The 12864-nt window shown below is 70.6% G+C and carries 11 protein-coding genes; 8 read left to right on the top strand and 3 right to left on the bottom strand.

The annotated features are described in order from the left end of the window. Positions 1 to 20 precede the first annotated feature (20 nt). Positions 21 to 788: a 1-acyl-sn-glycerol-3-phosphate acyltransferase gene (locus tag KV102_RS03355; protein WP_220345308.1), complete on the top strand. Its 768-nt coding sequence runs from the start codon at positions 21 to 23 to the stop codon at positions 786 to 788. Here the strand turns inward: KV102_RS03355 and KV102_RS03350 are convergent. Beyond that, complete coding sequence (locus KV102_RS03350) at positions 770 to 2164, bottom strand: aldo/keto reductase (protein WP_255560552.1); 1395 nt, start codon at positions 2162 to 2164, stop codon at positions 770 to 772. The two genes, KV102_RS03355 and KV102_RS03350, sit on opposite strands and share 19 nt — an antisense overlap. A 33-nt stretch (positions 2165 to 2197) precedes the next feature. Further along, entirely contained in the window at positions 2198 to 2698 is a 501-nt protein-coding gene (locus KV102_RS03345; protein WP_255559062.1) for a DinB family protein, read from the bottom strand. A gap of 25 nt (positions 2699 to 2723) precedes the next feature. Here KV102_RS03345 and tsaD point away from each other — a divergent pair, with 25 nt between their 5' ends. Beyond that, a complete protein-coding gene (gene tsaD, locus KV102_RS03340) occupies positions 2724 to 3788 on the top strand; it encodes a tRNA (adenosine(37)-N6)-threonylcarbamoyltransferase complex transferase subunit TsaD (protein WP_308290216.1) in 1065 nt (354 codons plus the stop codon). A 227-nt stretch (positions 3789 to 4015) separates the two neighbouring features. Continuing rightward, a complete protein-coding gene (locus KV102_RS03335; RefSeq protein WP_220345305.1) occupies positions 4016 to 6142 on the top strand; it encodes an Ig-like domain-containing protein in 2127 nt (708 codons plus the stop codon). Positions 6143 to 6190: 48 nt separating this feature from the next. Here KV102_RS03335 and KV102_RS03330 read toward each other — a convergent pair whose 3' ends face one another. Continuing rightward, complete coding sequence (locus KV102_RS03330; RefSeq protein WP_220342005.1) at positions 6191 to 7390, bottom strand: class I SAM-dependent methyltransferase; 1200 nt, start codon at positions 7388 to 7390, stop codon at positions 6191 to 6193. Between the two features lie 241 nt (positions 7391 to 7631). On the opposite strand from KV102_RS03330, the gene groES reads away from it, so the two are divergent. From groES to guaB, 5 genes are all read left to right on the top strand, one after another. After that, entirely contained in the window at positions 7632 to 7931 is a 300-nt protein-coding gene (groES, locus tag KV102_RS03325; RefSeq protein WP_149770274.1) for a co-chaperone GroES, read from the top strand. Between the two features lie 107 nt (positions 7932 to 8038). Continuing rightward, positions 8039 to 9619 carry a chaperonin GroEL gene (gene groL / locus KV102_RS03320; protein WP_220342004.1) on the top strand — a complete coding sequence of 527 codons (1581 nt, stop codon included), beginning with the start codon at positions 8039 to 8041 and terminating at the stop codon, positions 9617 to 9619. A 158-nt stretch (positions 9620 to 9777) separates the two neighbouring features. Beyond that, the gene (locus KV102_RS03315) at positions 9778 to 10371 is read left to right on the top strand and encodes a sigma-70 family RNA polymerase sigma factor (protein ID WP_255559063.1); all 594 of its coding nucleotides are present in this window, start codon (positions 9778 to 9780) and stop codon (positions 10369 to 10371) included. After that, positions 10368 to 11207: a hypothetical protein gene (locus KV102_RS03310; RefSeq protein ID WP_220345304.1), complete on the top strand. Its 840-nt coding sequence runs from the start codon at positions 10368 to 10370 to the stop codon at positions 11205 to 11207. Before KV102_RS03315 ends, KV102_RS03310 begins: the two co-directional genes overlap by 4 nt. Before the next feature lie 135 nt (positions 11208 to 11342). Further along, positions 11343 to 12860, top strand: a complete 1518-nt coding sequence (gene guaB, locus KV102_RS03305; protein WP_220345303.1) for an IMP dehydrogenase — start codon at positions 11343 to 11345, stop codon at positions 12858 to 12860. The last annotated feature ends 4 nt before the right edge of the window (positions 12861 to 12864 follow it).

Raw genomic sequence — 12864 nt, 5'->3', positions numbered from 1 at the left:
TAGGTCGGTAGGGTTGCGGGATGCGCGACATCACGTACCCGCCCGTCGTGGCGACGGCCAAGACCCTCTTCAAGCTGCGCGGCTGGAAGATCCAGATGCTGGGCACCGAGAACATCCCCCGCGAGGGCGGGGCCGTCATCGCGTCCAACCACGTCGGGTACGCCGACTTCGTGCTCGACGGCTTCCCCGCCGCGCGTCGCGGCCGGCTGGTGCGCTTCATGGCCAAGAAGGAGGCCTTCGACCACCCGGTCGGTGGCCCGGTCCTCCGATCGATGCACCACATCCCGGTCGACCGCTCGTCGGGTGCGGAGTCCCTGGAGGCGGCCGTCGACTACTGCCGTCGTGGTGAGCTCGTCGGGATCTTCCCCGAGGCCACCATCAGCCAGTCGTTCGAGATCAAGGAGGTCAAGTCCGGCGCTGCGCGCATCGCCGCGCAGGCGGGCGTGCCGCTGATCCCGATGGTGCTCTTCGGGACGCAGCGCATCACGACCAAGGGCCACAAGCCCTCGCTCCCGTGGGGCCTGCCGATCGTCATCAACGTCGGCGAGCCCCAGCACCCCACCGGTGCAGATCCCGTTGCCGAGACGAAGGCCCTCAAAGAGTCCCTCGAGAGGCTCCTCGACGAGGCGATCGCGGCCTACCCCGAGCCCCTCGAGGGTCAGTGGTGGGCGCCGGCGCGGCTCGGGGGTTCCGCGCCCACGCTCGAGGAGGCGGCGCGCCTCGATGCCGAGGAGCGTGCGGCTCGCGCGGCACGGAAGGCCGAGAAGGCTCAGAAGGCCGCTGGCTGACCGAGTCGCATCAGGCCCGCGGACGTGTCGCGAAAGCCGCACGCGGCGTAGAAGCCGGCGAGGTGCGGCTCGAAGTCGACGTGCAGCCAGGTGACTCCCGCCGCGGCGACGTCGTCCTGGATCCGGTCGACGATCGCGAGGCCGATCCCGCGCCGCTGCCACGAGGGATCCACGACGGTGTCGAGAAGGAAGGCATGCGCGCCCCCGTCCCCCACCGCGTGCACGAAACCCACGAGGCGGGGGCCGTCGAAGGCGCCGACCCAGGCGATGCTGTGACGCGCCAGCCGCCGGCTCCAGGACGAGGTCGTGGATCCTCGGGTGCCGAACGCGCGCGCGTGCAGAGCGCTGAGCGCGTCGTCGTCCACGGGGAAGCGTGAGCGTACGTCCGCCGTCTCTGCCGCCATGGTGGTCACGCTACCGACGTCGCGCCTCCGGCCGAGGCGCGAACGACGTATAGGACCAGCGCTCGGCGGGCGCCGGGTCGCGTCCAGCGCCTCGAGGTCGTCGTCGGTCGGCTCCCACTCCGCGGCGGCGACGTTGGCGTGGACCTGCTCGACCCGCGTGACGCCGGCGATGACGCTCGCGACGGCGGGCTGGGCCGCGAGTCCTCCGATCGCGACCTCCAGCATGCTCCGGCCACGGTCGCGGGCGTACGCCTCGAGTGCCTCGACGCGGTCCCAGTCGGCGTTAGCCAGGCGTGCGGCCTGGTTGTCGGCCGCGAGACGCGAGCCTTCGGGAGCGGCCTGGCCGCGGGCGTACTTGCCGGTCAGAAGACCGTACGCGAGGGGGAAGTACGGCAGCAGGCCGACGTCGAGCGCCTCGCACGCCGGGACCAGCTCGGCCTCGGCCGCGCGGTTGTACAGCGAGTACTCGTTCTGGGCCGACACGAAGGCCGTGGTCCCCGCCGTGCGCGCGGTCCAGTCGGCGTCCACCAGCTCCCACGCCGTGAAGTTCGAGCACCCGGCGTAGCGGACCTTGCCCTCCCGCACGAAGTCGTCCATGACGCTCAGCGTCTCCTCGACCGGCGTGACGCGGTCGGGCGTGTGGAGCTGGTAGAGGTCGACGTAGTCGGTCCCGAGGCGGGTGAGGCTCGCCTCGAGCGCACGGCGCAGATAGCGGCGCGACGCGCGGGCGCCCCAGTCGGGACCGTTGGCGCCGCCCATGTCCATGCCGCCTTTGGTGGCGAGGACGACGTCCCCACGCCGAGCACCCAACGCCCGTCCGAGCAGGACCTCGCTCGCGCCGGTCCCGTAGGTGTCGGCGGTGTCGAAGAGCGTGACGCCGGCGTCGACGGCCGCGTGCACGACCTCCTTCGTACCGGCTTCGTCGACGCGCGACCCGAACGCGTTGCACCCGATCCCGACCACTGACACCATCAGGCCGCTTCGGCCCAGCGGACGCATCCGCATTCAGTCACCCACCTCTCCGTCGGCGAGCTCCCGCAAGATGTCGAGATGCCCGTTGTGGCGCGCGGTCTCCTCGACGAGGTGCGCGACGACCCAGCGTACGTTCGGCTGGAAGTCGCGCCGCGGCTTCGCCGTCAGGTCGTCCAGGTCGCGCTCGGCGAGGATCGCGTCGCAGGCGGCGATCTGCTGGCGGTAGCCGGTGAGGATGTCGTCCAGCGTCATCTGTGCGGCGATCTCGAACTCGCCGTCGGGGTGCTCGTCCGACCAGGGGGCACGGTCCTCGCCGCCCGCGACGACCACCTCGACCCAGTAGTGCTCGTTCCAGCGCAGGTGGTTGATCACGTTGGCGATCGACATCAGCGGCGAGGTAGCCAGCGGTGTGGCGTGCGCGAGGTCCTCGGGGAGGCCCTCGGCCTTCGCGAGGGCGGTCTCCCTGACGTAGCGGAGGAGGGTGAGCGCTGTGGTGCGCTCGTCGACGGTGGATGGAGTGTCCGTACGGTCCATGACCCCACCCTGGCACCATGGGGACGTGAGCACTGCGACCACCCACGCCGACGGCCCTCTCGTCCTGGGGATCGAGTCGTCCTGCGACGAGACCGGGGTCGGCATCGTCCGCGGGACCGAGCTTCTCGCCAACGCCGTCGCCTCCAGCGTCGAGGAGCACGTCCGCTTTGGTGGAGTGGTCCCGGAGGTCGCGAGCCGCGCGCACCTCGAGGCGTTCGTCCCGATGCTCGAGAAGGCCCAGGCCGACGCGGGCGTCTCCGTCGCCGACGTCGACGCGATCGCCGTCACCAGCGGGCCCGGACTGACCGGCGCGCTCCTCGTCGGGATCGCCGCCGCGAAGGCGCTCGCGATCGCCTACGACAAGCCGCTGTACGGCATCAACCACCTGGTCGCCCACGTCTGCGTCGATCGGCTCAAGCACGGTGAGCTCCCGGAGCCGACCGCCGCCCTGCTCGTCTCCGGCGGCCACACCAACCTCCTGCTCGTCGACGACGTGACCAGCTCGGTCCGGATGCTCGGCGAGACGATCGACGACGCCGCGGGGGAGGCCTTCGACAAGGTCGCCCGTCTGCTGGGCCTTCCGTATCCCGGTGGTCCGGAGATCGACCGCGCCGCCCGCGACGGCGACCCCACGGCGATCGCGTTCCCTCGCGGCCTGACCGGTGGACGCGACATGGACAAGCACCGCTATGACTTCTCGTTCTCGGGCCTCAAGAGCGCGGTCGCGCGGCACGTCGGGCACGAGGAGCGCATGGGCCGGTCGATCTCGGTCCCCGACGTCGCGGCCTCCTTCCAGGACGCGGTGTGCGACGTCCTCTCTGCCAAGACGGTCCGCGCGTGCGTCGATCACGGGGCCGAGCACCTGGTCCTCGGCGGGGGTGTCGCGGCCAACGGCCGCCTGCGCCACTACGTGCTGGAGCGCGCCGAGGCGGCCGGGATCGACGTACGGATCCCGCCGCCGGTGCTCTGCACCGACAACGGCGCGATGGTGGCGGCGCTCGGCTCGGCCCTGGTCGCCAAGGGCGCCGCGCCGAGCTCGCTCGACCTGGCCGCGGACTCCTCGATGCCGGTCACGCAGATCGTCGCCTGAACGGGCCCGGCCCTCCCCTCGATGTGGGCAAGAACACATTTCTTGCGTCCCACCTATTGCAACTTGTGGTTACACCTGCGTAGGTTACTGAACCGTAACACTCAGTTACTGGGTATCGGACAAACGGACGCTTACAAGGGCGGACCGTCGATCTGGAGGGGATCATCTTGTCCATTTTCAGAAATCCAACGGCCCGAAGGCCGTTGTCGCTCGCAGCATCCGGGGCCTTGGTCGCCGGCATCGCCGTGAGCGCGACGGCTCTCGGGGCGGCGCCGGCCAGTGCGGACGACGTCGAGCTCAACAAGGACTTCACCTACACGTGCAACGTCGTCGCGGCAGGGCTCGCGCTCGGTGACTTCTCCGTGGGTGTCAACGCCAGGGTGGTGATCCCGGATGTTGTCGCACCCGGCGACACGATCCCGGCTCGCAAGACCCAGATCACGTTGACGCTGCCTGAGCCGCTGCGCTCGGCGACGTACGGCCTGCTCGGTGCGCGATCGGCCAGCGGCTTCTCCAACGACGCGAGCATCAACATCACGGTTCCGGGGATCACCGACCCGTTCGTGTACCCGATCGCCAACCTCGCCGCGCCGTGGTCACCCGTCCCGGCGACGTCGACCCCGCCGTGGCAGATCCCGACCGAGGGCGACGTGCCCGCGATCCCGGTCCCCACGACGGCGGAGTACCCCGGCCTCGAGCTGCCGACCACGGGCACCATCCACATGCCGCGGGCGTTCAACGTCATCGCATCGCTGCGCAACGCCGCCGGTGAGCTGGTGGGCGGCGAGGGCGCCGTCACGATGGCGTGCACCTTGCCCGCTGCCAGCGACGACACCTTCGGCTCGTTCGGGATCGAGGCGGATCCGCCGCCGAACACGCCGCCCACCGCGGGCAACGTGACGGCCTCCACGGACTTCGGTGCGCCGGTCGACATCACGCTCGCGGGTGCCGATGCCGACGAGGGCGACGAGCTGACCTACACCTACGGAGAGCCGGCCAACGGCACCGTGACCGGTGAGGGCGCCGACGTCACCTACACGCCCGACGAGGGCTTCTCCGGCACCGACACCTTCACCTACACCGTCTCCGACGGTGAGGCGACGGCTACCGGGACGGTCACCGTCAACGTCGGCGAGCCGCCCAACCAGGCGCCGACGGCGAACGACGGCACGGCGGCGGTCCAGAGTGGCGACCCGGTGGACATCACCCTGTCGGCTTCTGACCCCGACGACGACGAGCTGACCTACACCTACACCCAGCCCGAGAACGGCACGGTGTCCGGCGAGGGCCCGAACGTCACCTACACGTCGGACGAGGGCTTCGCCGGCGACGACACGTTCACCTTCACGGTGGACGACGGCAACGGCGGCACCGACACCGCGACGATCACCGTGTCCGTCACTGCCGACCCGCCGACGAACGTCCCGCCGACCGCGGGCAACGTGACGGCGGAGACCAGGGAGGGCTCGGCGGTCGACATCACGCTCGAGGGCGCTGATGCCGACGAGGGCGACACCCTGACCTACACCTACGGGACGCCGGCCAACGGCACCGTGACCGGTGAGGGCGCCGACGTCACCTACACGCCCAACGAGGGCTTCTTCGGCACCGACACCTTCACCTACACCGTGGACGACGGCAACGGCGGCACCGCGACCGGAACGGTCACCGTGACGGTCACCGAGGTCATCGACCCGCCGGACAACACGCCGCCCACAGCGGGCGACGTGACGGCGGAGACCAACCAGGACGAGGCGGTCGACATCACGCTCGAGGGCGCTGATGCCGACGAGGGCGACACCCTGACCTACACCTACGGGACGCCGGCCAACGGCACCGTGACGGGTACGGGCGCCGACGTCACCTACACCCCGAACGCCGGCTTCTTCGGCACCGACACCTTCACCTACACCGTCTCCGACGGCGAGGAGGAGGCCACCGGCACGGTCACCGTGACGGTCAACGAGGTCGTCATCCCGCCGAACACGCCGCCCACCGCGGGCAACGTGACGGCGACGACCAACCAGGACAGGGCCGTCAACATCGCGCTGCGCGGTGCGGACGCCGACGGCGACACCCTGACCTACACCTACGGCACGCCGGCCAACGGCACCGTGACGGGTACGGGCGCCAACGTCACCTACACCCCGAGGGCCGGATTCTCCGGCACCGACACCTTCACCTACACCGTCTCCGACGGCCAGGCGGAGGCGACCGGCACTGTCACCGTGACCGTCACCAAGGTCACGCAGCCGCCGGCCGACAAGTGCGGTCCGATGCCCAACCCGCTGCGCGAGCCCATCAAGTGGCTCAAGTGGCTCGCCTGCAAGATCCTGGGTCACCTGGGTCGCTGAGCAGGAGCCGCTGAGCGGCACTGAAGCACGAACGCCGGTGGCGGGACCTCAGGGTCCCGCCACCGGTGCGTCTGTGCGGAGGACCGGCTCGACGAGGTAGGCCCGGCCCTCTCCCGCCACGCGGGTGAGGACGACGGTGGCGGTCTCCGAGCCGGCCAGCCGCAACCGTCTGACCAGCACCTCAGGGACCACCGAGACGCCCCGCTTCTTGACGGTCAGCGTGCCGACGTCGCGCTCGCGCAACGCCGCCCGCAGCTGCTTCTCCCGGTACGGGAGCTCCTCCAGGACACGGAAGGCCCGGGCGTACGGCGTCGCCACGTGCGTGGCGCTCGAGACGTAGGCGATGTGCGGATCCACGAGCCAGCCGTCGGTGAGGACAGCGACCGCGGTCACGAGACCTGCGCGGATCACCGCGTCGTCGGGCTCGTAGAGCCAGTCACCCGGGGCGGCGACGTGGACCTCGGTGGGCGCGTCCGCGTCGGTCAGCGTGGCCGTGGCGTGGGTCCCGATGACGGTGGCCCGCCGCGTCGCCCCGGCGTACGCGGGTCCCCAGAGGCAGGCTTCGACGAGGTCCCCACGGTCGCTGACCCACTCCGCCTCGACACCGTCGGGAACCAGATCGTGGGCGATGCCCGGGAGCACCTTGGCCAGGCCGCGATCGGCGAGCACCCCCACCACGAACGACCACGGAGGGCTGAACGCGTCGAGGTCGAACGTCCGACCGCGCCCGTCCCGCCGTGCCGGATCGACGAACGCCGCGTCGTACGGGGTCAGGTCGACCGCCGTCAGGTCCGCGACGCCGACGGTGCCGTCGAGCCGCAGGGCAGCGAGGTTCGCCCGCGCCATCGCGGCCCGGAGCGGATCGCGCTCCACGCCGTGGACCGACAGTCCCGCGCGGGCGAACGCCGCGAGGTCGGCGCCGATCCCGCACCCCAGGTCGACCAGCGTGCGGGCGCCGGTGGCGCTCAGCCGCTCGGCGCGATGAGCGGCGACCCGCAGGCGCGTCGCCTGCTCGAGCGCGTCCGGGGTGAAGTACATGTTCGCGGCGTCGGCGCCGAGCTTGGTGGCCGCCCGGCGCCGCAGCGCCACTTGACTCGTCGCCGCCGCGACCAGCTCGGGGGAGTGGCCCTGCCGGCGCAGCCGGGTGACCAGTGTCAGCTCGTCGACGCTCCCGTACGTGGCCTCGGCCTCGCGGAGGACCTGCTGTCCCTCGGCGTCGAGGAGTCGTTCGAACGTCTCGACCTCCATGGGGGCAAGTCTCGCAGCACGGGCCCGGAGGCCGGGCTCACGGGCGCTGGCACTCTGCTTGACCGAGTGCTAACCCGGCTCTAGGTTGGAGTTAGCACTCTCGTATCCTGGGTGCTAACGGTGCACCGCGTACGGCTCCCGCGACGGCGTGCGTGCGAGCACCTCGAAGGACCCACAGTCCCAGTCCCGTCGTACGGGCGAACGCCCGCTCACGGGGTAACACGAAAGGGGAGGTCGACAAGTGTCGGTCACCATCAAGCCGCTCGAGGACCGTATCGTCGTCAAGATTCTCGAGGCGGAGCAGACCACCGCCTCGGGCCTGGTCATCCCGGACACCGCCAAGGAGAAGCCCACCGAGGGCTCCGTCCTGGCCGTGGGCCCGGGCCGCTTCAACGAGGACGGCGACGAGCGCATCCCCGTCGACGTCAAGGTCGGCGACGTCGTCGTCTTCAGCAAGTACGGCGGCACCGAGGTGAAGTACGACGGCGAGGAGTTCCTCATCCTGTCGGCGCGCGACGTCCTCGCGGTCATCGAGAAGTAGCGACGTGCTCGCCCCGGCGGTCCGAGACCGCTGGGGCGAAAGCACTCGTCCGCAGCACATGGGCCCGCGGTGTCTCGACGGGTCCGACACCACAGAGAAGGATCCCCATGCCCAAGATTCTTGAGTTCGACGAGACTGCTCGTCGGTCACTCGAGCGTGGCGTCGACATTCTGGCCGACACCGTGAAGGTGACGCTCGGCCCCAAGGGTCGCTACGTCGTCCTCGACTCCAAGTGGGGTGCGCCGACGATCACGAACGACGGCGTGACCGTCGCCCGTGAGATCGAGCTCGACGACCCGTTCGAGAACCTCGGCGCCCAGCTCGCCAAGGAAGTTGCCACCAAGACCAACGACATCGCCGGTGACGGCACCACCACGGCGACCGTGCTCGCTCAGGCGATGGTCCACGAGGGCCTGCGCGCCGTGGCGGCGGGCACCAACCCGATCGCCCTCAAGCGCGGCATCGACAAGGCCGTCGCCGCTGTCTCAGAGCGGCTCCTCGAGCTGGCCCGTGACGTCGACGACAAGCAGGACATGTCGCACGTCGCCAACATCTCGGCGCGTGACGCCCACATCGGTGGCCTGATCGCCGACGCCTTCGACAAGGTCGGCAAGGACGGTGTCATCACCGTCGAGGAGTCCAACACGATGGGCACCGGCCTCGAGTTCACCGAGGGCATGCAGTTCGACAAGGGCTACCTCTCGCCCTACATGGTGACCGACACCGAGCGGATGGAGGCCGTCCTCGACGAGCCGTACATCCTCGTGAACCAGGGCAAGATCTCGTCCGTCGCCGACCTCCTCCCGCTGCTGGAGAAGGTCGTCCAGGCGGGCAAGTCGCTCCTGATCATCGCCGAGGACGTCGACGGCGAGGCGCTCTCGACGCTGGTCGTCAACAAGATCCGCGGCACGTTCACCTCGGTCGCCGTCAAGGCGCCGGCGTTCGGTGATCGCCGCAAGGCGATGCTGCAGGACATCGCGGTCCTCACCGGCGCCCAGGTCGTCACCCCCGACCTCGGCCTGAAGCTCGACCAGATCGGGCTCGACGACCTCGGCACGGCGCGTCGCGTCGTCGTCACCAAGGACGACACCACGATCATCGACGGTGCCGGCAAGGACGACGAGGTCTCCGCCCGCGTCAACCAGATCAAGGCCGAGATCGACTCGACCGACTCCGACTGGGACCGCGAGAAGCTTCAGGAGCGCCTCGCGAAGCTCGCCGGCGGCGTCTGCGTCATCCAGGTGGGTGCCGCGACCGAGGTCGAGCTCAAGGAGAAGAAGCACCGCATCGAGGACGCCGTCTCGGCGACCCGTGCGGCGATCGAGGAGGGCATCGTCGCCGGTGGCGGCTCCGCTCTCGTGACCGCCGTGTCGGTGCTCGAGGACGACCTCGGGCTCACCGGTGACGAGGCCGTCGGCGTCGCGATCGTCCGCAAGTCGGCCGTCGAGCCGCTGCGCTGGATCGCCGAGAACGGTGGCGAGAACGGCTACGTCGTGGTCGCCAAGGTCCGCGAGAGCGGCCAGGGCTACAACGCCGCGACCGGCGAGTACGGCGACCTGGTCGCCCAGGGCGTCCTCGACCCGGTCAAGGTCACGCGCTCCGCGCTGGCCAACGCGGGCTCCATCGCCGCCATGCTGCTCACCACCGAGACGCTGGTGGTCGAGAAGCCGGCCGACGACGAGAGCTGATCCGAGCGCACTCCCACGACGAAGGCCCGTCCCGTGAGGGGCGGGCCTTCGTCGTTGTGCATCCGGTCTGGCGTGTCGCCCGGCGACGTGGGACGGTGGGCGTGGCACCACCGGTGCTGACCCGTCCTGATGCTCCTGAGCCCCCGAAGGATCCCCGGATGCTTCCCCGCCCACCCTCCGGTGAGCCAGACCTCGCCGAGCTGGCGCTGCGAGCCCTCGATGATGCCGACGTCATGGATGCCCTCATGCGCGACGTGCGCACCGTGTCGCACCGCTACTGCCGTGCCCGCCTCGGCGGATACCGCGACGGTGCGCAGCTGGCCGAGGACGTCGCCCAGGAGATCTGCATCGCCGTCTTCCAGGCACTCCCCACCTTCGAGCACCAGGGTCTTCCCTTCGAGGCGTTCGTGTACGCCATCGGCAGCCGCAAGGTGGCCGACGCCCAGCGCAGCGCCTACCGCTCGCGCCAGGTTCTCGTCGACGTCGTCCCGGACTCGGGCGTCGCCTCGGCCGAGAGCGAGGTGCTCGGACGCCTCGAGTCCCAAGATGTCCTCGACCTGCTCGACTGCCTTCCGGGCCGACTGCACGAGGTGCTCGTCCTCCGGGTCGCGATGGGACTGACCGCCAACGAGGTGGGCACCGCGATGGGGATGACGCCCGGCGCCGTACGGATCGCGCAGCACCGTGCCCTTCAGCGGCTGCGCGACCTCCACCGCAACCGCCAGGTGACGCGCGGGGAGGTCTCGGCGTGACCGGCGTCGATCCGGTCGCGCACGACGACCGTCTCCTCGACGACCTGATCGCCGGTCGGGCCACGGGCGACCCCCTCCTCGACGGACTGGCCGCTTGGCGCACCGACGTCATGGCCGCGCTCCCCGGCGCCGGGGACCCCGCCGCTGACCGGCTGACCGCCGTGTCGAGGGCGCCGGGCCGGGCCGGCTGGCGGGTGGGGCCTGTGGGTGCCCGTCGCGTGCGCCCGGTCGACCGCCGCCGCGCCCACCGCGGTCGCGCGACTCGACCCGCGCCGGGCGTCCGCCGCGCCACCGAGCTTGGTGTGGGCGTCGTCGTCCTGCTCGCCATGGGCGTCAGCCAGGCGGTCGCCGGCAGCCCCGTTGCGCCGCTCACCTACGTCGTCGGACGCGCGGTCGGGCTGGGTGAGGAGGTCGCGACACCGCGGACGGCCAAGAGGCATGAGCGCCCCAACCTGTCGGCGCCGGCGGTCACAGGTTCAGAAGTGCACACCGGGCGTTCCGGCGCCGAGGCGCTCTCGTCTGCTCACAAGGGCGAGGCATCTCACCCCGTTCCCGCGCGGGACGGACGGAGCCGTGCGGACTCGCCCCGGGCCGAGCAGCCGGCGACTCCTGCGCCGTCGCCCGTCCCAGGGGTGGTGACGACCGCGCCCGCTCCCGCCGACGACGGGACCCGTGATCGGGACTGGGACCGTGACCGTGACGGCGCCTGGGACCGTGATCGCGGCGGCGCCTGGGACGGTGATCGTGACGGGGACCGCGACCGGGACCGTGATCGTTCGGGCGACCAGTGGGCCGACAGGTCGTCGTCGTGGCGCCCGTCGTACGTCGTGCGCTGACGCTCCTCGACGGTCCTCGCCGGACGTGACGGCCGCCGCACGCGGCCGTGGAAGCAGCTGCGCCCATCCGTCGTTGGATGTGTCGACAGGGGTCCTCGTAGGATGGGGACGTCGGATGCTCGAGGGAAGGACGTCATGGATCTCAACGCCGCGGGTGTGCCGGAGAAGTTCGCACCGCTGGGCCTCACCTACGACGACGTCCTGCTGCTCCCTGGCGAGACCGACGTCGTCCCGAGCGAGGTCGACACCACGTCGCGGTTGACCCGAGACATCTCTCTCCGCATCCCCTTGATCTCCGCGGCGATGGACACCGTGACCGAGGCGCGCATGGCCATCGCGATGGCGCGCGAGGGTGGCATCGGCATCCTGCACCGCAACCTGTCCGTGGAGGACCAGGCCTACCAGGTCGACCTCGTCAAGCGCACGCAGACCGGCGTCATCCCCAACCCGATCACCATCACCGAGAAGGCGACGCTGGAGGAGCTCGACGAGATCTGTGGCCAGTACCGCGTCTCCGGCCTCCCGGTCGTCGATGCCGACGACACGCTCCTCGGCATCGTCACCAACCGCGACCTGCGCTTCGTCCCCCTGGCGGAGTGGTCCCACAAGACGGTCGGCGAGGTCATGACGCCGATGCCGCTCATCACCGGCCCGGTCGGCATCGACCGCGAGGCGGCAGCTGAGCTGCTCCGCTCCCACAAGAAGGAGCGCCTCCCGCTCGTCGACGAGGGCGGCCACCTGCGCGGCCTCATCACGGTGAAGGACTTCGTGAAGTCCGAGCAGTTCCCCGACGCCAGCAAGGACGCGCAGGGCAGGCTGCTGGTCGGTGCCGCGGTCGGCTTCTTCGGTGACGCCTGGGATCGCGCGACCGCGCTGATCGAGGCCGGTGTCGACGTCCTCGTCGTCGACACCGCCCACGGCCACGCCCAGGCGCTGCTGGACATGATCCAGCGCCTCAAGCGTGATCCCGCGACCTCGCACGTCCAGATCATCGGCGGCAACATCGCGACGTACGCCGGCGCGAAGGCGCTCGTCGACGCCGGCGTCGACGCCGTCAAGGTCGGTGTCGGACCCGGCTCCATCTGCACGACACGTGTCGTGGCCGGCGTCGGCGTGCCGCAGGTGACCGCCATCTACGAGGCGTCCCGCGCCACCAAGCCGGCGGGAGTGCCGTTGATCGGTGACGGTGGCCTCCAGTACTCCGGCGACATCGCCAAGGCTCTCGTGGCCGGTGCGGACACGGTGATGGTGGGCTCGCTCCTGGCCGGTACGGAGGAGAGCCCCGGCTCGCTCATCTTCGTCAACGGCAAGCAGTACAAGAGCTACCGCGGCATGGGGTCGCTGGGCGCGATGTCGTCGCGGGGCAAGAAGTCCTACTCCAAGGACCGCTACTTCCAGGCCGACGTCACCTCCGACGACCAGCTCGTCCCCGAGGGCATCGAGGGCCAGGTGGCCTACCGCGGCCAGCTCGGCGCTGTCGTACGCCAGCTCGTCGGCGGGCTTCACCAGTCGATGTTCTACGTCGGTGCCCACACCGTCCCGGAGCTGCAGGACCGCGGGCAGTTCGTCCGGATCACGTCAGCGGGTCTCAAGGAGAGTCACCCCCACGACATCCAGATGACCGTCGAGGCCCCGAACTACGCCAGGCTGTGACGCA

The organism is Mumia sp. zg.B53 (genome assembly GCF_019550935.1).
GTDB lineage: Bacteria > Actinomycetota > Actinomycetes > Propionibacteriales > Nocardioidaceae > Mumia.
The sequence above is the reverse complement of the archived record's forward strand: the minus strand, read 5'-3'. Positions and strand labels throughout refer to the sequence as shown.